We start from the raw sequence: 21,142 nt of genomic DNA, 5'->3' as shown, positions 1-21,142 counted from the left end.
ATGAAAGTTAAATGTATGAATGTAAAAGACCAGTCATGTAAGACTGGTCTTTCTATTTAGATACTAAATTATCAAGCTTCCAATATGTATCTGTTAACGGCGCTGCTTTGCTATCTATGTATAAATACATATTATTTAAATCTTTTGGTGAAGTTTTCAGTTCAAACACAACGTCAGTAGTTAAAGAGAATTCGTGTGGAACATTTTTATAGTGCTCGTCATCTATCGGATGAGCTTCACCTTCATATTTCTGACCAGTTTTTTCATCTTGTATGAAATATTTTATTTCCGAAAGATCAATAGTTTGTCCATCGTCCCGAACATTATTAATCATAACACGAGTAGTAAGGCGTCGCTCTTTGTCTATTTTTTCAAACTTTGCATTTTCAACTGTCGCTCTATAGTATTCGTTTTTAACTATTTCTCCATAGTGCATTGCATTCTTTTCGAGAGCGCTCTTTTCTTGTTTTGATGTAGTATTGCTATTACATCCTGTTAATATTCCAGTAAATAATAATGCTGTACATGTCGTTTTGATTAATGATTTCATAGTAATCCCTTTCTGTATTAAAAAGTAAAACATAGGAATAATTTTACATCAACAGGAAGGTAAATGAAAGTATTTTTGCGTAATATACAGATATACATTTATTCAGTTGGCAAATTAATGGGATAGAAAGCGGGAGAAGACTGTATAAAACGGAATAAATAAGAACTGAAAATATTGTAAAACAGAAGAGGCATACATATAATTAAAATAAAGTTTAAGTTTCTGAATCTTCAATAACGGTGGTGATAACATGTTTACTGAAGAACGTCGAGAGAGAATCTTAGAACTACTTAATACAGATGGAAGAGTAATCGCAAAGGAACTTGCGGAAAGATTTGAAATGTCTATTGATTCTATAAGAAGAGATTTGTCTATTATGGAAAAGGATGGTTTATTAAAAAGAACGCACGGAGGTGCAATTGAACTTACGCGAGTGAGGAACTTAGCTGCGGAACCAGCTAAACGTTATAGTGATAGCTCAATATATGAGAACACAATTGCAAAAGTTGCGACATCTTATATACAAGAAGATGATTCTATTTTTATTGGCGGGGCTCCCGTTCATAATGCGATGCTGAAATATTTACCGGAAGTATCATTTACGGTTATTACGAATTCTATAGAAATAGCTGGTCATCTAAGAGAATATAAGAACATCGATACATATTTAATTGGTGGAAAAGTAAAGCCTTCAGGAAATATTACTGATACATTTGCCTCTGAATTGATAAGTAGATTTTCTATTGATCTTTATTTCTCTACAGGTGGAGGCATTTCATTACAAGGTATTAGTACTGCAACACCTGAAGTTGCTTATTTTAGTAAAAGAGTAAGTGAAATTGCTAGAAGAAATATTTGTTTAGCTCCGCATAATAAACTTGGAATAGATTGTTTTATAAGAGGAGAGTCTCTAAAAGAAGTTGACCTTATTATAACTGACGAAGAGGCTAGTAAAGAAACTGTTCAGGAATTTGAGAAACAAGGTAAACAAGTTGTAATAGCGCCATTATATTGATTTGAAAGGAGTTTGACATGATTGTAAAAGAGCAAGAGTATCATATAAATGGATTAACTTATACAATTCGTTCTGCAGCTGAAAAAGATGCTGAGCAGTTATCGAAAATTAGAGTTCAGATTGATGGAGAAACTGAAAATATGGATAGAGATGCTGGAGAGGGATTTATAGATGACCTAGGGTTTCAAAAAATAATAAAAACAGATAGTGAAGAAACGAAGAATCTCTTTTTAGTTGTAGAAGTGCACAATCGAATTGTTGGATTTTCAAGATGTGAAGGATCAAATTTTAAGAGATTATCTCATAAAGTGGAGTTTGGCGTTTGTATTTTAAAAGAGTTTTGGGGATATAGAATGGGGAAGAGCCTATTACAACAATCTATTAAATGGGCTGACGAAAATGCAGTAAATAAAATATCTTTACAAGTATTAGAGACAAACGAGAAAGCTATTCATCTTTATAAAAAATTAGGTTTTGAAGTAGAAGGCATTTTGAAAAATGACAAAAGACTATCGGATGGAAAGTATTATAATACGGTAGTGATGGGAAGATTTACTAATACTTTTCATGAAAGAGGTGAAGAAGTATGTTTTACAGAAGGAAGTACTATGTAGTGAAAAATGAATTCATAGAAGTATTTAATGATCATTTCAATCACACGAACTTACCTAATCAATTAAAGCATGGTTCTAGGCTAATAGGACGCTGGATGAAAGATAATAAGAATGGTACGTCTGAAGTATTTGCCATATGGGAATATGATAGTTATGAACAGTATAATGAAATAGAATCGAAAATTAGAAGTGACGAGAGGCATATTAAAGGAATACATGAATGGTATGAAAACCATGGAGGGAAAGAATATGTTTTACAGGAGTACATAGTAGAGATGAAAAATGAAGAGTTAGTATGTACTGTAAAGTAACAGAGGGGTGAGGGATAAGAGAAATTAAAACAAAATTATATTTTAGTTTAGCATCCACTATTTTATTTGCAATAGCCGTGATTGTTTTCTTTATAAATGGTAATCCACAAAAGTGGTTTTGGTTATGTATTTTCTTTGCGTCCATTATACAAAATATAGTGCTACTAAAAAAGAATAAAGAAGTGCATTAAGATATTCAAATTATTAACATATTTGTGTCGTCTTGCTAGTTGTATTGAAAACGCTTTTATTCAGTTTTATAATAAAAGTATGTTTTATAAATCTCCAAAACAATTAAAAGGGAGATGATACAATGTTAGCTTCACCGTTTTACTTACATACATGGAAAAAGTTTGTTAATGAAGGTGTTCTTGATTCAAATCGCATAAATCAAAGAATTTCAGAATCGTGGCATCGATGTAAACAGGCTAATGTTAATCCTCACATGAATAAAGGTCAGAAAATTTTGTCTTCTAACATTTTTCAAGAACAAAAGAAAAAGAGTGAAATTTTCCTTGATATCGCATTACCTCAAATACAAAATATGAGAAAAACCATTGATGAACTACAAATGATGGCATTATTAATCGATCCAGATGGTTATGTTCTATCGTTAAGTGGAAATAAACAAACGTTAAAGCGAGCGAAACATATTAATTTTATTGAAGGTGTAAAATGGACGGAATCAGCTGTTGGCACAAATGCAATTGGAACAGCGCTAGAAATTGAAGAAGCTATTATGATAAGTGGTACTGAACATTACACCGTGGCATCTCATAGCTGGAGTTGTGCGGCTGCTCCCATTCATAATGATGATGGGAAATTAATTGGTGTTCTAGATTTCTCGTGTCCAATTGAATTTTCGCATCCATATATGCTCGGTATGGTAACTTCAATTGCACATGCGATAGAACGTGAATGTAGCATAAGAGTTCATCAAAATGAATTACACTTAATCCATCGTTTTTTAGATGTCATTGATAGTGATGAACAAGTAGTTATTTGTAATCATCGTGATGTTATCGTTTCTGCGAGTAAGAGCGTTCGTGAACGAATAAATAATTGGTCAAGAATGAAACTTGAAGAGTTAATGCACCATGGATTGGAAACTAAATTAGAGATACCAGTATATAGTAATGAAAGAATGATTGGGAAATGTATGTATTTAAAGGAAAATAAACAAATGAATACATATTCTGCTCTCACATTTATAAAAGGGATTACTTTTTCAGGAGTTACCGGGACAAGCAGAACATTTCAACACACACTAGAAGAAATTAAGCTTGTTTCACCGACTGATGCTAGTGTGTATGTATGTGGTGAGACAGGAGTAGGAAAGGAATATGTCGCGAGAGCGATTCATGAAAATAGTCCAAGAAAAGACGGGCCCTTTATAGCTGTTAACTGCGGTTCTTTGCCTAAAGAATTAATGGAAAGTGAATTGTTCGGTTATGCTGAAGGTGCGTTTACAGGTGCGCGACGTCAAGGATATAAAGGGAAATTTGAACAAGCAAACGGAGGAACATTATTTTTAGATGAAATTGGTGAAGTACCACCAGAGATGCAAGTAGCATTATTGCGTGTTTTACAAGAACGCACAATAACTCCAATTGGGAGTTCAAAATTGGTACCAGTAAATATTCGTATTATTACTGCCACACATAAAGATTTACTACGGTTAGTAGAAGAAGGGAAATTCCGTCAAGATTTATATTATCGTTTGCACGTTTATCCGTTATATGTTCCATCGTTAATAGAAAGAAAAGAGGATATCCCATATTTTATACAACACTTTTGCGAACGGAAGAATTGGAATGTTGTATTTCCAAAGAGTATATACAATCAATTTTTACAACATACATGGCCCGGAAATATTCGGGAACTAGTAAATGTATTAGAACGCATTTACATTTTGTCGCAAGGACGGGAAATATGCGAAAAACAAGTAGATTTTTTGTTACAAACAATGAGGGGAAATCAACAACAACTTGAGTTACAAGTTGAAAATAAAACAGAACATACATTACATTTTCGCGAAAAAATACAGCGTGATAGCATGATTGAAGCATTACAAAAGACAAATGGAAATGTTTCGTTAGCTGCAAAACTATTAAATGTACCCCGTAGTACATTTTATAAACGAATGCAAAAATATAAGTTATAAAGTAGATTTTTGCAATCTACTTTTTCTTTGTGGGCTCATGTTCTGTCGGAATGTGCGCTTACCAGGGAAATAATAGAACAGTTAGAAATTAATTTCCGAAAGGGGGACTTATGTGAAGTATATTGAAATTGGCTTCGGAAATAGGTGGTTCGTTCGAACAGAAACTGAAAATAAAGATGGAACTGAATTTGAGGAACGAGGAATTATAAAACCTATTTATTTTGAGTCTTTATATGTACGAATTTGGTTTCGGAAAACGTGTTTTATTTTTGATACGAAAGAAGGGTTTAAAAAAACTAAGAAGAGGAGGATTGAATATAAATTTATAGTTGGAATTGTAAGTAGACTGAATAAAGAAAAAGTGTGCTGATATACGTTATTATATTGACCAGGAAATTCTTTGGACTTATATTAAATTCATAAAAAGCAATTTTACTAAATATAAATTGTTAATAAAACCACTAAAAATTATTATCAAGACCTAAAAGCTAAAAATCCTAAAAAAATAAAGGTGAGCGCATATTAGTCATGTATAATATGTACTCACCTTTATTTTCTTGTTCAAAGCACCCGTTAGTCACTCATGGAACATGGAATAAAGTGTGGTATTGATTTAAAATAAAGTTTGATAATTTATAAAAAAGATTGATAAAACCCTGTATTAATATAAGATTTTTCTTTTGCCCCTTAAATTTCAGTTGTATTGTTCAATTAAAGGGCCAGATTGTTGAGGAAACAGGAATAATAAGAATACTCAAAAGATTGTTTGTGAAGTGCTACACTTAAACTAACGGGCAGTTTAGCTTAAGTACATTTTTTCACAAATTTAAAGGGGGATATTTCCCCATTTTTTATACCAGCTTAACGTTGATTCGGGAATGTTGAACTTCGCTACCTGCTAATTGAATTCTACTTCATCTGGAGACCTTTAAATTAAAATGTTTCCTTTCTTCTGACAGACTTATTAAATTTCGAAAACAATCAATTCAATCATCTTTTCGTATAGAAAAACTTATTAAGAAACATGCACTAGAAAAAATATAAATCATATATAGGAGATATCCCGTTTGAATGCTTGAGGAGGATATTATGAAACCTATGTTACCTAGTGAAAAATATTTCGGTAATTTAGAACTAGTTTATGCATTTTATGGGGCTATGCCTACAGGTGTTACTGTTTCAGAAACCGGTCGTATTTTCATTTGCTTTCCGAAATGGGGAGACGATGTTAAATTTACGGTGGCGGAAATTTTTGAGGATAAATTGCAGCCTTATCCTAATTTACAAACCAATTTGGTTAATCCCGAGAATATCCCAATGACTTTCATCAGTGTCCAAAGTGTAGTTGCTGATGGAAGGGGAACGCTTTGGATATTAGATACAGCGGCACCCAATTTTTCTGAACCTATTAAAGGGGGGGCAAAATTAGTCGCTGTTGATTTAGAAACCAATACAATAAGAAAAGTATATACCTTTACAGAAGATGTTGTCCTGCCTACAACTTATCTGAATGATGTCCGTTTTGATTTTCGTGTTGGAAAAGCAGGTTATGCCTATATAACGGATTCTTCTTCAAGAGGACCAGGAGCTATTATCGTCGTAGATTTATCAAATGGAAACGCGTTTAGACGGTTAAATGGAGCAAATTCAACTTCACCCGATCCCTATTTTTTACCGAAAGTAGAAGGTCAAATTTTAATGAATCGAAACAAAGACGGTTCAACTTCTCCATTTAGGTTGGCGTCTGATAGTCTTGCGATTTCTCCCGATGGAAAGATATTATTTTTTGCTCCACTAACCAGTCGGCATTTGTTCTCGATCTCAACAGAAGCCTTGAGAGACAGAACGATACCGGACATGAATTTACCTTATCATGTGGAGTATTGGGGAGAAAAAGGTGCGTCTGATGGAATGATCACCGATGCAAAGGGAGCTGTTTATGCTGGAGATTATGAAAACAACAGTATCCGTAAGATATTGCCAAATGGCATAATGGAAGCTATCGCACATGATCCGAGAATTTTGTGGCCGGATACTTTTTCAATTGGTCCGGATCAATATTTGTATGTCATTGTGAACCAATTACATCGACAGCCTAGATTTCATTATGGAAAAGACTTACGACAGAAACCTTATAGTTTACTTCGTATCAAAATTGATGAATTTCCTGCTCCGACCTCTTCATAATAAAAATAGTCAATTAATTGTTTTCATTGATAGAAAATGATCAAACTTTTTTATAAAACCAAAACATAAACCTGCTGGATAAGAATCCATTTTGATCAATCTTTTTCAAAATGGATTCTTTTTATTTACCATAGAATACGGGTTAAAACGATATTTTTAATCAAACTTTATTTTAAAATTACGAAGGAACTCATGAATGTTTTAAAAAATATGGTGAAGTAGTAATACCCCAACTTATGAGTGAAATTAATGAAAAGTTAAAATGGGATGTTATTTCAAATGTATAAATAAAGGTAAAGAAATAGGCGCTGAAGAAATTGAAAAACTATTAGCGGATTTATCACCAGAACAAGTAAAGATTGTTTTTTATCAAGAAAGTAAGGAATATGTAAAAATACTAAATCAAACTGATTATAATCAAAGAAGTAAATTAGAAGAAAGTGAATTAAAAGCAATTCTAAGTGAAATGAAAGAGGAGGAAATAATAGAGTTTTTAAAATTTGAAAAGAATTCATTGATGAGATGGACTTCAATTAGTATTGCTTGGGATATTATTGGAAATCGTGGTGAGATTTCTAAGGACATTGCTGAAGAATTTACTGAAATTATTTTAAGTAGATTAGAGAGTTATTCTTGGGAAAATTCGGGGGGATAAGCATTGTTGAAAAAATTAAAAATATATTAAAAGAAGATTTTTTATGGGATTTGGCGGAATATAATATAAAAAATCTTGATGACGATGACAATTATTATACTTGTAGCTCGAATATGGAGTTTCTGTTGCAATACGCAGGAGATTTATTATTTATAGATATTGTGAAATATATGTTCGATGAAGAGTTGAAATGTCACTATATGTGGCTAACTGGATGTGGATATATAAGCTTTAATTTTGAAATTGCTCCTTCAACTAGCTATTTACCTCAGCCTAAAGATATTAAAGAACTTGTTTGTAATATTCTATTTGAAGATTTTTCATTGAAAATCTCAATAGCTCTTTCATATATTTCTTTATCAACACAAAATCTTTCTGTTATCCAATAATTAAGTTCAGAAGATGTAATGATTTGTTCTCTTTTCTTACCTTGGAAATATCGTTTTAAAACATTATCATTAATAGAAGTTGGAATACCATCGATATAACCGAAAATCTGAATTTTCTTTAATACAGGAGATGTATGCCAATCGTTAGACCTTGAAATAAGTTCTTTCATATTTGATAAGTGTATTGGTTCTTTTACTTTTTCTTGATGAGCTTTAATAAGCTCATTCAAAAACTTTAAGATAGTAGGCTGTTTTGTCGTTCCTAAAAATGATAGAAAGCTATTTACTAGTTGTACTTGGGTCATTTTCTTATCCTTTCTATATAGAAATTGTTATTGTTATTATTATAGAATATATGTCAGAAAATACAGTTATTCATTAATGGAGTGGGAGAGAATTATATGTCGATGTCGCTATATTATAAAAAAATCCGGGAGCAATTAGGACATGAACTAATATTCATGCCAAGTGTAGCTGCAGTTATTAAAAACGAGCAGGGAGAACTCTTATTTCAATATCCTGGCGGAGAATATTGGAGTTTGCCGGCTGGAGCAATTGAACCTGGGGAAACTCCAGAAGAAGCAGTAATTCGGGAAGTATGGGAAGAAACAGGATTGAAAGTACAAGTGAAAAAACAAAAAGGGGTATTTGGAGGGAAAGAGTTTCGTTATACATATGCAAATGGCGATAAGGTAGAATATATTGTTGTTGTGTTTGAGTGTGAAATTACTAGTGGAAAACTGAAATCGATAGATGGTGAATCTTTAAAACTACAATATTTCTCATTTTCTGAAAAGCCTCCTTTAGCACTACCATACCCGGATAATATATTTTTATAGATGTAAAATAGCACACCTTATTTATTGAAGGTGTGCTATTTATATAACCCGGTCGTATACATCTCCGTTAACGTATACACAATTTCCTCTAAGTTAATCTTTTTGTCATTTTGCATAATAGTCCAAAGAAACGATTCATTCATCGCGAACCAACCGCGTGCTACAATCTCTTTATTTAAATTAGGTTGTGCTAATCCACTTTCTTGAGAGTAAGTAATATCCTGTTTAATGCTTGTTATAAAACGTTCCCGAATCTCATCCCATTTTTGCCGTATTTCTCTTGATAATCCTATCGCTTCCTCTACAACTTGCAAAATAGCGCGTTCTTCATCTGCTAATTGCAGGAATGCTCTAACTTGATTTTGGATCATTATACGTGCTTCCTCTTTTGTTTGTGGAGAAAAAGAGCGTTCAGCGATATTATAAAAACGATTCATAACATCTTCCATTAAACTAATTAGGAGATCATCTTTGTTTTTGAAGTATACATATGCTGTACCATATCCGGTTTCTGCATGTTTAATAATTTGTGTAATTGTCGTTTTTTGAAATCCGTTACGTATAAAAATAGTGTAACCAGAGTGTAATAGTTTCTTCTTCGTTTCTAAGGAGCGGTGTTTTCTTGATGAAAGGGTACTGTTTTTCAAAGAATCACCTCTTTATACTGAAATATCTGAAAATATAATTGTATTGTAAAAGAAGTTCATATATAAAGTCAACTGACATAATATCATTGACGTTGTATCAATTAAGGTGATATATTTCAATTAGTTAGAATAAAAAGAAAATTAAGAGAAGGTGACACCATGTATAAAGAACCATTTCAACCAACTTATGAGTATGCGCTTGAATGTGATAAACATGATGAACTGAAAGATTTTCAAACTGAATTCTATAAAAAAGAAGGTACTATATATTTAGATGGAAACTCATTAGGGCTACTTTCAAAAAGAGCAGAGAAATCATTACTTACGTTGCTAGATTCGTGGAAAGAGTATGGTATTGACGGCTGGACAGAAGGTGAGCATCCGTGGTTTTTCCTTTCAGAGAAATTAGGTAAACTTACAGCCCCTCTTATTGGAGCTTTACCGGAAGAAACTATTGTAACCGGTTCCACAACTGCGAATATACACCAAGTTATTGCGACGTTTTATGAGCCGAAAGGAATACGTACAAAAATACTTGCGGATGAATTGACTTTCCCATCAGATATTTATGCACTTCAAAGTCAAATTCGTTTAAAAGGATTAGATCCAGAGGAGCATTTAGTAAGAGTGAAAAGCCGAGATGGTAGAACACTTTCTGAAGAAGATATTATCCATGCGATGGAAGATGATATCGCTTTAATTTTATTACCTTCTGTTTTATATAGAAGTGGTCAAATTCTTGATATGAAACGTTTAACAACGGAAGCTCATAAACGCGGCATTCACATTGGATTTGATTTATGCCATTCAATAGGATCTATTCCGCATCATTTCAAAGATTGGGATGTCGATTTTGCTGTTTGGTGCAATTATAAATATTTAAATGCAGGACCGGGTAGTGTTGCAGGCCTTTATGTAAATAGTAAACATTTTAATAGACTGCCAGGATTGTCTGGATGGTTTAGTTCTAGAAAAGATAAACAGTTTGATATGGAGCATACATTAACAGCTGCCGATCATGCAGGTGCTTATCAAATTGGTACACCGCACGTATTAAGTACAGCACCTTTAATTGGTTCTCTTGAAATGTTTAAAGATGCTGGTATTGAACGTTTACGCGAAAAATCTTTACATATTACAAGATATATGCTGAATTTAATTGATCACGAATTAAAAGATTTCGGATTTACAATTGGAAATCCATTAGAGGATGAAAAACGTGGCGGGCACATATATTTAGAACATGCAGAAGCAGCACGTATTTGTAAAGTGCTAAAAGCAAATGGAGTTATCCCTGATTTCCGAGCACCTAATGGAGTAAGACTGGCGCCGGTCGCTTTATATAACACATATGAAGAAGTGTGGAAATCTGTACAAATATTAAAGAAAATTATGAAAGAAGAAGAGTATAAACAGTTTGAAAATAAGCGAGAGGTTGTGGCATAAGCATGAAAACATCAGAGTGGATTGATATTTCACAACCGCTAAATAATGATATTGCAACGTGGCCAGGAGACACACCGTTCTCATATGAAGTTTCATGGTCAAAAGAAGAAAGTGGCTCGGTAAATGTTGGAAAGTTAACGATGAGTATTCATACAGGCACTCATATTGATGCACCATTTCATTTTGATAATGATGGAAAGAAAGTATTGGATTTAGATGTTCAAGTTTATGTTGGCCCAGCACGGATTATTGACGTTTCTAATCTTGAAAGCATCGGGAAAAAGGAATTAGAAAACTTTCATTTAAAAGGTGTAGAACGATTATTATTACGTACATCTTCACATGGAAAAGCTGAAGAATTTCCAGATGTGATCCCTCATTTACGTGCAGACATAGCACCTTTTCTTTCGGAGAAAGGTATTCGTTTAATCGGAGTAGATGTACCATCAGTTGATCCGCTAGATGATAAAGAATTAGCAGCGCATCATCAATTATTTAAACATGGAATTCATATTTTAGAAAATGTCGTACTAGATCATGTAGCAGACGGTGATTATGAATTGATTGCATTACCACTTGCATTAACTGATGCGGATGGAAGTCCAGTTCGAGCCGTTATTAGACCAATATAAGTAGAATCATATAAAAGGGGCGTTTGGCTAATATGAAAGAAAATGAAAAAGTAATTATGGAAAAAGGGATTCATACGGATTTTAAAGAGAATATGACGTATGGGGAATATTTACAATTAGATAGTTTACTATCTTCTCAAAAAAGATTATCAGACCATCATGATGAAATCTTATTTATCGTTATTCACCAAGCAAGTGAGCTTTGGATGAAGCTCACTTTACATGAGCTAAATGCGGCGATTGAATCTATTAAACAAGATAAATTACAACCAGCTTTTAAAATGTTAGCACGTGTATCAAAAATTCAGTCTCAAATTATTCAATCTTGGGATATTCTTGCGACATTAACACCATCAGAATATATTGAGTTTCGTGATTCACTCGGTCAAGCTTCAGGTTTTCAATCGTATCAATATCGTATGATTGAGTATGCACTTGGCTATAAAACGCCACATGCATTAAAAATTTATGAAAAGGATCCAGAATTACATGCACGACTTCATAAAGCGCTACATGCACCAAGTCTATATGATGTCGCGATTCAAGCATTAGTAAAAGAAGGATTCCCTATTCATAAAGATGTGTTAAACCGTGATATTACGCAGCCTTATGAAGAAGATGCAACAGTAGAAGCAGCATGGTTAGAAGTGTATGCGGATGTGAAAAAATATTGGAATTTATATCAGCTTGCTGAAAAATTGATTGATATTGAAGACTGGCTACAACAATGGCGTTTCCGTCATATGAAAACAGTAGAAAGAATTATTGGACATAAAATGGGTACAGGTGGATCCTCCGGTGTTTCTTATTTAAAGCGAGTACTTGATCAACAATTCTTCCCAGAGCTTTGGAATGTTCGTACGAAATTATAAAAATAAACCTGTCAGTTCATTATGGCTGACAGGTTTATTTTTATTTGAGCACAATTATGTTTAAAATGAAGGAACAAGATATAATAAATGGATTAACTATTTAAATGGAGGTAAAGTTTTTGGATTTCAAGCAACTAGAAAATAAATTCGAAAAGAAAAAAGTGAATACATTTCTTGTTTATCAAAAAGGACAATTAACAACTGAGTATTATAAAACACCCGAATGTGCAAATAACTTATATAAAATAAATTCGATTACAAAAAGTATCGTATCTTTATTAATTGGTATTGCAGTTGATAAGGGCTATATAAATGATATACATACACCGATCACAGAGTGGATTGAAAATGTACCTAGGGGAAAACATAATTTAACACTATATCACTTATTAACAATGACTACTGGTGAGGACTGGAAAGAGTTTGGGAATGGAGTAGTATTCCCAAATGACTTTGTAGAATCACAGAACTGGGTACAGTACATATTAGAAAAGCCAATAATTGAAGAACCTGCTACAAAAATGAATTATAATTCAGGTTCTTCTCATTTACTGAGCTATATTATTCAAGAAGCTACTGGAATGTCGACAGAGCGGTTTGCAAAGAAATATTTATTTAATCCATTAGAAATTAACGAATACGAGTGGCAACAAGATCCGCAGGGTATATATGTCGGCGGCTTCGGTATGAAAATGAAATCTACCGATTTATTAAAATTAGGAAAATTATGTTTGCAAAATGGATATTGGAATGAAAAAGAAATTGTATCAGCGAAATGGTTAGAAGAGTTAAGTAGGGCGCATTTTGAAACATATGAACATGTCGGCGCATATGGATATCACTGGTGGGTATTACATACCGAAAGATTTCACATACCGTATTGTATATATTTCGCTATGGGATACGGCGGACAATACATCGTTATCATTCCTCAGTTAGAAGTAGTAGCTATTATAAGTAGTCATATGCCAAAACGTGGGCTCGTTCCATTAAAACTATTTATTGAGCATGTACAGGGAAATTCTAATTATATATAAGAAAAGGAGGGAATGTATGAAGGATGAAAAAATTTTATCTTTATTTAGATTCTGTTTAAGTCTTCTAGTATGTAGCGCCATTATTACGCAATTCATAATCAGGGCACAAGTGAAACCGTTCAATCCAGTTAACTTTTTTAGTTTCTTTACTATCGAAAGTAACATTTTAGTTGCATGTATTCTCCTTTTAAGTAGTATCGGAACAGCTACATTTGGTCGCTCAGAGCAGTTTAGTATACTTCGTGGTGCGGCGACGGTATATATACTTACGACAGGACTCGTTTATTTTTTGTTACTAAGAGGGTTAGAAGAGTCACTTCAAACGGCAATACCATGGGTAAATACTGTGCTACATTATATCATGCCGATTACAATGCTTTTAGATTGGATTTTAAATCCACCTATTAAGAAAATCACTTGGAAACAAGCTGCAAGTTGGCTTTTATTCCCGTTTTTTTACGTTGTATATAGCTTAATACGTGGTCCAATCGTGAATTGGTATCCATATCCGTTTTTAGATCCGAGAATAGGTGGATATGGTAAAGTACTTTTATACAGTATAGGGATAGCAGTTGTAATTGGTGCTATTTGTATATTGGTAAGATTTTTAGGGAATCGAAACTTTAGAAAAGAATTTTAGAAATGCAAGAACCCCACTGTGTCTGTTTTTAACAGTGGGGGTTTCACTTTATCCAGCTATTTGTCGGGCTGCCCGTAAAAGTCCGATTGGTGAGGGCTGATGATTAGTGGGAGATGAACAAAACCCCCACTGATTAAGGTTTCACTTTATCTACTCGTCTTCTGAAACGACAACTTTATAAATTTCTCCGTCTTCGTTTCAAATTCTACATCAACAAAAACACCGTATTCTTTTCCGTTCTCACGTAACCACAATTTAAATTTTTCAACAGTTATTTGAACTGTTTTTGGTTTTCTACCTATATGAAGATAGTCAATAATTTCTGCTTTTGGGTATTGTTCTTTCGTCTTTTCTACGGCAAGTTTACCCCATTTGGCATACGGCGGCTGCGCATGAACAATTGATGAGCCTGTATATATATTTGAACATGTTGTTAGGAACAGAATGACAAGTGCGACACGTTTTAACAATTTTTTCATGATGAACTCCTTTTATCCTTTTTTATATTGTTTACATATTTTTTCAACGATATTAGTTTGGATTTTTTTGTCTTCTTTACATAAAAGCGAGGCTTTTACAAAACATAACCAAGAAATCATTTCCGTAATTAAGGAGGGAAAATTATGCGCCAAAAAGCTATTTTTAAAATAGCAGTTTTACTTGCGTTCATAGGACTGTCTTTAATGGTCAGTAGTATACAATTAAAGAATGTAGAAGCTTTTTCTAATCAAGTTATTCAAAGAGGAGCATCTGGCGAAGATGTCATTGAACTGCAATCTCGTTTGAAATATAACGGGTTTTATACGGGAAAAGTGGATGGTGTTTTCGGATGGGGTACATATTGGGCACTTCGGAATTTTCAAGAGAAATTCGGATTACCCGTTGATGGTTTAGCTGGAGCTAAAACGAAGCAAATGCTCGTGAAGGCAACGAAGTATGACAAGTCAACTGCTAATAAAGGGACGACAACGAATAAAGGAAATAGCGGTGGCACTGCACAAGAGAATAAACCACCTCAAAATAAAGGGACAAATGTTCCGAACGGTTATTCTCAAAATGATATTCAGCTTATGGCAAACGCAGTATACGGAGAATCGCGTGGTGAACCGTATTTAGGGCAAGTTGCAGTAGCTGCCGTTATTTTGAATCGTGTTACAAGTGCGTCATTCCCAAATACTGTTTCAGGTGTAATCTTTGAACCTAGAGCATTTACAGCGGTAGCCGATGGACAAATATATTTAACGCCAAATGAAACAGCAAAAAAAGCAGTTTTAGATGCGATTAACGGATGGGATCCAACAGGAAATGCTTTATATTATTTCAATCCAGATACTGCGACTAGTAAATGGATTTGGACTCGTCCACAAATTAAAAAAATCGGTAAACATATTTTCTGTAAATAGAGCGGAGGTGGGACAATGTTACGAGGTATTATCATTGTATTATTAACAGTCGGTGTAGTAGGAACAGGCTATTGGGGCTATAAAGAGCACCAAGAGAAAAATGCAGTTTTAATTCGAGCGGAAAATAGCTATCAACGTGCATTCCATGATTTAGCATACGAAGTCGATTTATTACACGATAAAATTGGCACAACACTTGCGATGAATTCACGATCATCTTTATCACCTGCATTAGCGGATGTATGGCGTTTAACATCTGAAGCTCGCTCGGATGTAGGGCAACTTCCTTTAACATTAATGCCATTTAATAAAACGGAAGAATTTTTAGCGAATATCGGTGATTTCAGTTACCGTGCAGCCATTCGTGATTTAGAAAAAGAGCCGTTAAATGAGCAAGAATATAAAACGCTACAAACTTTATATTCAAATGCAGGAAATATACAAGATGAACTAAGAAAAGTACAACATCTTGTTTTGAAAAATAATTTACGCTGGATGGATGTAGAAATGGCACTTGCATCAAATCGCGATCCAGCAGATAACACAATTATTGATGGATTGAAAACTGTAGAGAAAAACGTAACATCATATTCTTCTACAAACTTCGGACCGACCTTTACAAGTGCGCAAAAAAATAAAAAAGGCGGATTTGAAGCGGAAGGAAAGGCAATTTCTAAAGATGAAGCGGCGAAAATCGCAAAATCGTTTCTGAATTTAAAAGGAAATGAAAAAGTAGATGTAGAGAAAAGCGGAAAAGGTGCGAAAGAATCCTTCTATAGTGTGAAAATTAAAGATGAAGCAACGAATAATGAGTTCTATATGGATATTACCGGAAAAGGCGGATATCCAATTTGGGTTATGAATAACCGCGAAATTAAAGAACAGAAAGTTAGTTTAAACGATGCAGGTAGTAAAGGTTTGAAATTTTTAAAGGACCATAAGTTTAATAATATGGAGCTTTATGATAGCTCTCAATATGATAATGTTGGTGTATTTACGTATGTAGTAAATGAAAATGGAGTACGAATTTATCCAGAAGCAATCCAAATGAAAATTGCTTTAGATGATGGTTCTATCGTTGGGTTCTCCGCAAAAGAATATTTAGCGTCACATCAAAAGCGAACAGTTCCATCGGCAAAGCTAACTGCAGCAGAAGCAAGAAAGAAAATCAATCCGGATGTAAAAGTCATGGAAGAACGTAAAGCTTTAGTAGTCAATGATTTGCATAATGAAGTGCTTTGCTATGAATTTGTAGGCACTTTAGGAAAAGATACGTACCAAATATTCATTAATGCTAATAGCGGGGCCGAGGAAAAGGTAAAGAAAATGCAAGCTGTTGAAAAAATTTATGATTAAACCTTAATAGTGAAGTGGTGAAAATAATGAAAACTCTAATATATATATTGATGCTTTGCTTCGTTATAACTGGATGCAGTATTGGAAAAAAAGACAATCCAAACGAAAAGCCGGAACAAAAAAATGTTTCAATGAAAAATGTTAATTATACGAATAAATCAAATAAGCCAAATGAAAAAGCAGCAGATCATTTAGCATCTTTAGCAGCAAGTGTGCCAGGTGTGAATGATGCAACAGCGGTCGTTGTTGGAAAATATGCTATTGTAGGTATTGATGTAAAAGCAAAACTTGATCGAACTCGAGTTGAATCAATTAAATACTCTGTTGCAGAAAGTTTAAAAAATGACCCTGACGGTGCTAATGCAGTCGTTGTAGCAGATGTTGATACGTATGAACGGCTCAAACAAATCGGAAAGCAAATTAAAAAAGGAAAAACAGGTGAAGGTATACTAGATGAATTAGCCGCTATTGTGGGCCGAGTAATGCCACAAGTTCCAAATGATATGATAGAAAATAGAGAAACGAATCCAATTAAAGATAATGATAAACAATTACCAAAAGATGAAGAACAAGAGTTAAGAAAAGAACAGGATGATCAATCAAATAATCATTTGAATAAATGAAATTAGCCTCGTACTTAATTGTACGAGGTTTTTAAATATAATATTAAATATTCAGTTTATTTTTAAGGAAAAATATGGTTTAATTATGATGGGAGGGACAACTGTTATGATGAAAAAAAGCGCATGTATATTGTTTAGTTTATGCTTAGGTTTCAGTATGACAGCGTGTGAACAGAGAAAAGAAGTGAAAAATCAAACAGCAACTTCTTCTACTGTGATGGAAAGGCAACAGAAAGAGTCTATCAATATAAATCATTTTTCGAGTATAAATGAAGGGATGACTTATACAGAAGTTAAAGATTTAATTGGTTTTGAAGGAGATTTACTTATAGAAGAAGGGGTAGAACATTCTACACAAATTAAACAAATTTTTGCTTGGAAAGGAAACAATCCAAATTCATTTGTTGAAATTACCTTTTTAGATGGAAGAGTGCATTCAAAAGCACAGCAAGGTATAAGTTAATAAGCTAAAAAATGGGAGAGTTTAGCATGAACATACACACAGGGGAAATTCAATTAGTTCCGTATAAGGAGAAATATAAAGAAGTTATACAAACATTTACTTTACCAAGTGAACAAGTTCAGTTTACATCAGATCCAAGCGCATTACTGGAGAAAGCAAAAAGTGATCGTACAAAAAATGTGATTGTTATTTTAGATTACAATGGGGTACCGGTGGGTCTTTTCGCATTGCAAACAGGCGATAGAGTACAGGAATTCACAGACAATAAAAACGCTTTACTTTTAACCTCATTTTATATAAATCACAATAGACAAATAAAGGGATACGCTAAAAAGTCATTGTTATTATTAGACGAGTTTGTAAAACGTTATTTTCCAATAAAAAATGAAGTTGTACTTGCTGTGAATGAAAGAAATATTCCTGCACAAAATTTATATGCAAAAGTCGGCTTCCAAGATAAAGGTTTTAGAAGAATGGGACCAATAGGCCAACAAATAATAATGCATTTGTCTATAATGAAATAATGAGATAGAAAACTTACTCTTGAATATTCATGTAGTAGGTTTTTTTATTTTAATAATATACAATATATGTATATAAAATGAAATAGAAATGAAGGATATAAAAAATGAATCAAGATAGAAAATGGAATATCGTTGGGGGAAGAGTGATTAAAACTGGGATTGCAGTTTTTCTTACAGTGTTAGTTTGTGAATTTTTTAATATCTCAACTTGGAGTTATAAAAATGATTTAAAAGATTATAAACCAAATCATTATCATCACCATTTTTCAAGTGAGTATATTATTTTATTTGAGGTATTATCTATTCATGATATGTTAGAAGAATTAAAACAAATATCCGAGAAATATGAGTGGGGAAATCGATTCAATTGATAAGTTCATTTTATTGTGGGGGGAATAGTATGACACTTTATATTGCATTACTAAGAGGAATCAATGTCGGTGGACATAAAGTAATCAAAATGGCTGAGTTAAAACGAGTGTTTGAATCAATAGGGTTAAAACAAGTGAAAACGTATATACAAAGTGGTAATATCGTGTTCGAATCTGAGGAAGATATAAACTTTCTAAAAGACCGAATACAAACGGAAATAAAAAATGAATTTGATTTCGATGTTCCAGTCATGCTAAGAACACATGATGAATTTATAAATATTATTAAACAATGTCCGTATGAAGTTCATTCATTGTTAGAAGGAGAAAGTGTTCATATTGCTTTTTTAGCGAATGTACTTTCTGAAGAAGAGAGTAGTCAATTGCTTACATTTAAAAGTGAACTTGAAGATTGTTATATAGATGAGAAAGTCGTTTATTTGTTTTTCAAAAATAGCATTCGAAATTCTAAATTAATGAACCAGTTTCAAAAGTTACATACACCAGCTACAGTTAGGAATTGGCGGACTGTGAACAAATTAAAAGCAATTGTAGAGGGTATGTAAATATAAAAAGATGAGGTTTTCTACATGTAGAAAACCTCATCTTTTTATTTATATTGTTTTGCAACTACGAGTTCGACAATAGGATAAATAAAGAAGGAAGAGCAAATTGCGATGAACAGAGGGAGGTTTTTTACTCCATCTAAATTAGCCCCCATAGAAAATCCTTCAGAGAAGATTAATATAAGGAACATTACAATTACAAGCACAAAATATGCAATTTTAAAGCTTTTATATGTAATTTGTTGTCCCATTTCATCTTGACTTTCTTCTGATACACCGTGGGGATCTCCCCAAGTAATGTAATTAATTAAATTACTAAGTATTAACGAAATAGCAAAAATCGTACCGCCCAAAATAGAACCTTCAGTTATGTATTTATATGTGCCATGTACTAGTATTGCAATTAATGCTAAAACAATGATTATAAAAATAGTTTTTTTAGTATTCAATAAATAATTGCCCCCTCGATTGTAAAAAACTCTTTACAAATATAAGTATAAAATTGGAAAAGTATCATGTCAAATACTTTTTACACGAAATATGTAAGTATGTAATATTTTAGTTCTATGATAAATAAAAAATTACAATACATTTGAATGTAAAAGAATGGGCTCGCATATATTTGGAAGGGATGTCAGATTAATTTAGGGGGTAGTTATGTCTATACTTTTAAAAGCTGGTGCAGATGCAGGAAACAACGGTTTGAAGTTAATGGTGAAAGGGCAAGACCCTATTTTTATTCCGAGTATTTATTCTTTATATATAGGTGAGCCTACAGGACTCTTAGATGAGGTAGATGTTTCATTATCTGAATTAGAAAACCACATTGATGTGACTATAAGTTCGCCATCGTTAATGCTAAATAATGTACGATACATCGTTGGAGAAAAAGTCATTCAAGATCAATTAAAAGGTACTGAGGTAGAGAAGAAATCAAATAAGTCAACGGATGAGTTAATGGTTATTACAATACTATCAGGTTTGGCGGTAAGCGCTATGCGTCAAAGTCCAACTTCTAGCCATATTAATATTCGTTATGATTTATCTGTCGCTCTTCCTATGCAGCTTATTACACAAGAAATAGCTGCTGAAAATGCAAAACGTTATATGGGAAATCATAAGGTTATTTTCCATTATCCGAACGGACGCGATGTGACAATTAATGTTTCAATTGAGTATTGTAAATGCCTACCTGAGGGTGCTTCTGGGACGTGGGGCATTGTATACGATGAAGAAGGAAATGTTGTGAAACATAAAATAGAATGTGAGCAAAATCAAGTTTCTGAAATTGATTTTGTAGATAAAACTCTACTCTCTTTTGATATTGGCGCAGGGACGACAGAAGAAGTCGTTTCATTAGGGGTGAATTTCCGTCCGCAACTAAGTAAAGGTTTATCTTATGGTGTAAAAGAGACGTTACTACAAATCATTACGAGATGGAACCGGAAGTATCCAACTAAAACGATTGATAGCATTACAGAATTCAATCAAATTTATTTAAATGATAAGCATCCGAGAAATACATTATTAGTTGAGGAATCACAGCCAGCGCTATTAGGTTTAGCAGCGCGTGTTGCAACAGATATTATAAATAAAATTGATGATATGAAAGACGATCCATACGTGTTTATTTATGGCGGGGGTGCAGTAATTATTAAAAACAGTTTAAAAATGATTTTAAAGCAAAAAGGACGACTCAAAAATGTAATCTTTGTAGATAATCCGTTATTTACAAATGCACGAGGATTATTAGTCTATACTTGTTCGCCAAAATATAGAGAGCATAAGCAAAAAGAGTTAGGATTTACAAACTTAACGATAAGTTAGTTGGTGGAAGT

25 protein-coding genes and 1 pseudogene are annotated in these 21,142 nt (G+C 33.2%); 21 read left to right on the top strand and 5 right to left on the bottom strand.

What is annotated here, in order from left to right; translation table 11 throughout:
- Positions 1-52: 52 nt before the first annotated feature.
- Positions 53-550: a hypothetical protein gene (locus tag QO049_RS04405; RefSeq protein ID WP_000838469.1), complete on the bottom strand. Its 498-nt coding sequence runs from the start codon at positions 548-550 to the stop codon at positions 53-55.
- Between the two features lie 250 nt (positions 551-800).
- On the opposite strand from QO049_RS04405, the gene QO049_RS04400 reads away from it, so the two are divergent.
- The 7 genes from QO049_RS04400 to QO049_RS04370 all read left to right on the top strand — a co-directional run bounded on the left by QO049_RS04400 (position 801) and on the right by QO049_RS04370 (position 7,496).
- Positions 801-1,565, top strand: coding sequence for a DeoR/GlpR family DNA-binding transcription regulator (locus QO049_RS04400; protein WP_000493660.1), 765 nt, complete (start codon positions 801-803; stop codon positions 1,563-1,565).
- Between the two features lie 17 nt (positions 1,566-1,582).
- A complete protein-coding gene (locus QO049_RS04395; protein WP_000635686.1) occupies positions 1,583-2,179 on the top strand; it encodes a GNAT family N-acetyltransferase in 597 nt (198 codons plus the stop codon).
- Positions 2,152-2,490 carry an NIPSNAP family protein gene (locus QO049_RS04390; protein ID WP_000499983.1) on the top strand — a complete coding sequence of 113 codons (339 nt, stop codon included), beginning with the start codon at positions 2,152-2,154 and terminating at the stop codon, positions 2,488-2,490. Before QO049_RS04395 ends, QO049_RS04390 begins: the two co-directional genes overlap by 28 nt.
- A gap of 313 nt (positions 2,491-2,803) precedes the next feature.
- On the top strand, positions 2,804-4,654 hold the full coding sequence (locus QO049_RS04385; protein ID WP_246960171.1) for a sigma-54-dependent Fis family transcriptional regulator: 1,851 nt from the start codon (positions 2,804-2,806) through the stop codon (positions 4,652-4,654).
- Positions 4,655-4,766: 112 nt separating this feature from the next.
- A complete protein-coding gene (locus tag QO049_RS04380) occupies positions 4,767-5,024 on the top strand; it encodes a DUF3977 family protein (protein ID WP_000873827.1) in 258 nt (85 codons plus the stop codon).
- Positions 5,025-5,743: 719 nt separating this feature from the next.
- Positions 5,744-6,841 (top strand): L-dopachrome tautomerase-related protein, encoded by a 1,098-nt coding sequence (locus QO049_RS04375; RefSeq protein ID WP_015382380.1) that lies wholly within the window; start codon positions 5,744-5,746, stop codon positions 6,839-6,841.
- Between the two features lie 262 nt (positions 6,842-7,103).
- Positions 7,104-7,496: a hypothetical protein gene (locus QO049_RS04370; protein ID WP_140159907.1), complete on the top strand. Its 393-nt coding sequence runs from the start codon at positions 7,104-7,106 to the stop codon at positions 7,494-7,496.
- A gap of 268 nt (positions 7,497-7,764) precedes the next feature.
- Here the strand turns inward: QO049_RS04370 and QO049_RS04365 are convergent, their stop codons facing one another.
- A complete protein-coding gene (locus QO049_RS04365) occupies positions 7,765-8,190 on the bottom strand; it encodes a hypothetical protein (protein ID WP_098347931.1) in 426 nt (141 codons plus the stop codon).
- A gap of 96 nt (positions 8,191-8,286) precedes the next feature.
- On the opposite strand from QO049_RS04365, the gene QO049_RS04360 reads away from it, so the two are divergent.
- The gene (locus tag QO049_RS04360) at positions 8,287-8,724 is read left to right on the top strand and encodes an NUDIX hydrolase (RefSeq protein WP_000062928.1); all 438 of its coding nucleotides are present in this window, start codon (positions 8,287-8,289) and stop codon (positions 8,722-8,724) included.
- A 35-nt stretch (positions 8,725-8,759) separates the two neighbouring features.
- Here QO049_RS04360 and QO049_RS04355 read toward each other — a convergent pair whose 3' ends face one another.
- Positions 8,760-9,371: a TetR/AcrR family transcriptional regulator gene (locus QO049_RS04355; RefSeq protein WP_000798551.1), complete on the bottom strand. Its 612-nt coding sequence runs from the start codon at positions 9,369-9,371 to the stop codon at positions 8,760-8,762.
- Positions 9,372-9,530: 159 nt separating this feature from the next.
- On the opposite strand from QO049_RS04355, the gene kynU reads away from it, so the two are divergent.
- From kynU to QO049_RS04330, 5 genes are all read left to right on the top strand, one after another.
- Entirely contained in the window at positions 9,531-10,817 is a 1,287-nt protein-coding gene (kynU, locus tag QO049_RS04350; protein WP_246960169.1) for a kynureninase, read from the top strand.
- Positions 10,818-10,819: 2 nt separating this feature from the next.
- Positions 10,820-11,449 carry an arylformamidase gene (gene kynB, locus QO049_RS04345; protein WP_284489182.1) on the top strand — a complete coding sequence of 210 codons (630 nt, stop codon included), beginning with the start codon at positions 10,820-10,822 and terminating at the stop codon, positions 11,447-11,449.
- A 32-nt stretch (positions 11,450-11,481) separates the two neighbouring features.
- Positions 11,482-12,321, top strand: a complete 840-nt coding sequence (gene kynA, locus QO049_RS04340) for a tryptophan 2,3-dioxygenase (RefSeq protein WP_284489181.1) — start codon at positions 11,482-11,484, stop codon at positions 12,319-12,321.
- A 119-nt stretch (positions 12,322-12,440) separates the two neighbouring features.
- Positions 12,441-13,358: a serine hydrolase domain-containing protein gene (locus QO049_RS04335; RefSeq protein WP_246960158.1), complete on the top strand. Its 918-nt coding sequence runs from the start codon at positions 12,441-12,443 to the stop codon at positions 13,356-13,358.
- A gap of 16 nt (positions 13,359-13,374) precedes the next feature.
- Positions 13,375-13,998 carry a Pr6Pr family membrane protein gene (locus QO049_RS04330; protein ID WP_000650952.1) on the top strand — a complete coding sequence of 208 codons (624 nt, stop codon included), beginning with the start codon at positions 13,375-13,377 and terminating at the stop codon, positions 13,996-13,998.
- Between the two features lie 146 nt (positions 13,999-14,144).
- Here the strand turns inward: QO049_RS04330 and QO049_RS04325 are convergent, their stop codons facing one another.
- Positions 14,145-14,477, bottom strand: coding sequence for a DUF3889 domain-containing protein (locus tag QO049_RS04325; RefSeq protein ID WP_000734903.1), 333 nt, complete (start codon positions 14,475-14,477; stop codon positions 14,145-14,147).
- Between the two features lie 144 nt (positions 14,478-14,621).
- Here QO049_RS04325 and sleB point away from each other — a divergent pair, with 144 nt between their 5' ends.
- From sleB to QO049_RS04290, 7 genes and pseudogenes are all read left to right on the top strand, one after another.
- Positions 14,622-15,401, top strand: coding sequence for a spore cortex-lytic enzyme (gene sleB / locus QO049_RS04320; RefSeq protein ID WP_001249053.1), 780 nt, complete (start codon positions 14,622-14,624; stop codon positions 15,399-15,401).
- A gap of 15 nt (positions 15,402-15,416) precedes the next feature.
- Positions 15,417-16,757, top strand: coding sequence for a germination protein YpeB (gene ypeB / locus QO049_RS04315; RefSeq protein WP_000943727.1), 1,341 nt, complete (start codon positions 15,417-15,419; stop codon positions 16,755-16,757).
- Between the two features lie 26 nt (positions 16,758-16,783).
- The gene (locus QO049_RS04310; RefSeq protein WP_000854053.1) at positions 16,784-17,380 is read left to right on the top strand and encodes a YhcN/YlaJ family sporulation lipoprotein; all 597 of its coding nucleotides are present in this window, start codon (positions 16,784-16,786) and stop codon (positions 17,378-17,380) included.
- Between the two features lie 106 nt (positions 17,381-17,486).
- Complete coding sequence (locus QO049_RS04305; RefSeq protein WP_000976447.1) at positions 17,487-17,843, top strand: hypothetical protein; 357 nt, start codon at positions 17,487-17,489, stop codon at positions 17,841-17,843.
- Between the two features lie 11 nt (positions 17,844-17,854).
- Positions 17,855-18,367 (top strand): GNAT family N-acetyltransferase, encoded by a 513-nt coding sequence (locus QO049_RS04300; protein ID WP_246960144.1) that lies wholly within the window; start codon positions 17,855-17,857, stop codon positions 18,365-18,367.
- A gap of 104 nt (positions 18,368-18,471) precedes the next feature.
- A pseudogene (locus QO049_RS30910) lies at positions 18,472-18,543 on the top strand (hypothetical protein); the annotation flags it as partial.
- 224 nt (positions 18,544-18,767) lie between these two features.
- Complete coding sequence (locus QO049_RS04290) at positions 18,768-19,304, top strand: DUF1697 domain-containing protein (RefSeq protein WP_144501417.1); 537 nt, start codon at positions 18,768-18,770, stop codon at positions 19,302-19,304.
- 44 nt (positions 19,305-19,348) lie between these two features.
- Here the strand turns inward: QO049_RS04290 and QO049_RS04285 are convergent, their stop codons facing one another.
- Complete coding sequence (locus QO049_RS04285; RefSeq protein WP_001093143.1) at positions 19,349-19,753, bottom strand: hypothetical protein; 405 nt, start codon at positions 19,751-19,753, stop codon at positions 19,349-19,351.
- Between the two features lie 208 nt (positions 19,754-19,961).
- On the opposite strand from QO049_RS04285, the gene QO049_RS04280 reads away from it, so the two are divergent.
- Positions 19,962-21,131, top strand: coding sequence for a ParM/StbA family protein (locus tag QO049_RS04280; RefSeq protein WP_000025622.1), 1,170 nt, complete (start codon positions 19,962-19,964; stop codon positions 21,129-21,131).
- The last annotated feature ends 11 nt before the right edge of the window (positions 21,132-21,142 follow it).

Origin of the sequence: Bacillus sp. RB3 (genome assembly GCF_030164735.1) — a bacterium.
In the GTDB taxonomy this organism is placed as follows: Bacteria; Bacillota; Bacilli; order Bacillales; family Bacillaceae_G; genus Bacillus_A; species Bacillus_A cereus.
The sequence above is the reverse complement of the archived record's forward strand: the minus strand, read 5'-3'. Positions and strand labels throughout refer to the sequence as shown.

What these genes read in the sequence shown, in the direction of transcription:
- QO049_RS04405 (WP_000838469.1), bottom strand. Translation starts at nt 550, where the DNA reads ATGAAATCATTAATCAAAACGACATGTACAGCATTATTATTTACTGGA.
- QO049_RS04400 (WP_000493660.1), top strand. Translation starts at nt 801, where the DNA reads ATGTTTACTGAAGAACGTCGAGAGAGAATCTTAGAACTACTTAATACA.
- QO049_RS04395 (WP_000635686.1), top strand. Translation starts at nt 1,583, where the DNA reads ATGATTGTAAAAGAGCAAGAGTATCATATAAATGGATTAACTTATACA.
- QO049_RS04390 (WP_000499983.1), top strand. Translation starts at nt 2,152, where the DNA reads ATGTTTTACAGAAGGAAGTACTATGTAGTGAAAAATGAATTCATAGAA.
- QO049_RS04385 (WP_246960171.1), top strand. Translation starts at nt 2,804, where the DNA reads ATGTTAGCTTCACCGTTTTACTTACATACATGGAAAAAGTTTGTTAAT.
- QO049_RS04375 (WP_015382380.1), top strand. Translation starts at nt 5,744, where the DNA reads ATGAAACCTATGTTACCTAGTGAAAAATATTTCGGTAATTTAGAACTA.
- QO049_RS04370 (WP_140159907.1), top strand. Translation starts at nt 7,104, where the DNA reads ATGGGATGTTATTTCAAATGTATAAATAAAGGTAAAGAAATAGGCGCT.
- QO049_RS04365 (WP_098347931.1), bottom strand. Translation starts at nt 8,190, where the DNA reads ATGACCCAAGTACAACTAGTAAATAGCTTTCTATCATTTTTAGGAACG.
- QO049_RS04360 (WP_000062928.1), top strand. Translation starts at nt 8,287, where the DNA reads ATGTCGATGTCGCTATATTATAAAAAAATCCGGGAGCAATTAGGACAT.
- kynU (WP_246960169.1), top strand. Translation starts at nt 9,531, where the DNA reads ATGTATAAAGAACCATTTCAACCAACTTATGAGTATGCGCTTGAATGT.
- kynB (WP_284489182.1), top strand. Translation starts at nt 10,820, where the DNA reads ATGAAAACATCAGAGTGGATTGATATTTCACAACCGCTAAATAATGAT.
- kynA (WP_284489181.1), top strand. Translation starts at nt 11,482, where the DNA reads ATGAAAGAAAATGAAAAAGTAATTATGGAAAAAGGGATTCATACGGAT.
- QO049_RS04330 (WP_000650952.1), top strand. Translation starts at nt 13,375, where the DNA reads ATGAAGGATGAAAAAATTTTATCTTTATTTAGATTCTGTTTAAGTCTT.
- QO049_RS04325 (WP_000734903.1), bottom strand. Translation starts at nt 14,477, where the DNA reads ATGAAAAAATTGTTAAAACGTGTCGCACTTGTCATTCTGTTCCTAACA.
- sleB (WP_001249053.1), top strand. Translation starts at nt 14,622, where the DNA reads ATGCGCCAAAAAGCTATTTTTAAAATAGCAGTTTTACTTGCGTTCATA.
- ypeB (WP_000943727.1), top strand. Translation starts at nt 15,417, where the DNA reads ATGTTACGAGGTATTATCATTGTATTATTAACAGTCGGTGTAGTAGGA.
- QO049_RS04310 (WP_000854053.1), top strand. Translation starts at nt 16,784, where the DNA reads ATGAAAACTCTAATATATATATTGATGCTTTGCTTCGTTATAACTGGA.
- QO049_RS04305 (WP_000976447.1), top strand. Translation starts at nt 17,487, where the DNA reads ATGATGAAAAAAAGCGCATGTATATTGTTTAGTTTATGCTTAGGTTTC.
- QO049_RS04300 (WP_246960144.1), top strand. Translation starts at nt 17,855, where the DNA reads ATGGGAGAGTTTAGCATGAACATACACACAGGGGAAATTCAATTAGTT.
- QO049_RS04290 (WP_144501417.1), top strand. Translation starts at nt 18,768, where the DNA reads ATGACACTTTATATTGCATTACTAAGAGGAATCAATGTCGGTGGACAT.
- QO049_RS04280 (WP_000025622.1), top strand. Translation starts at nt 19,962, where the DNA reads ATGTCTATACTTTTAAAAGCTGGTGCAGATGCAGGAAACAACGGTTTG.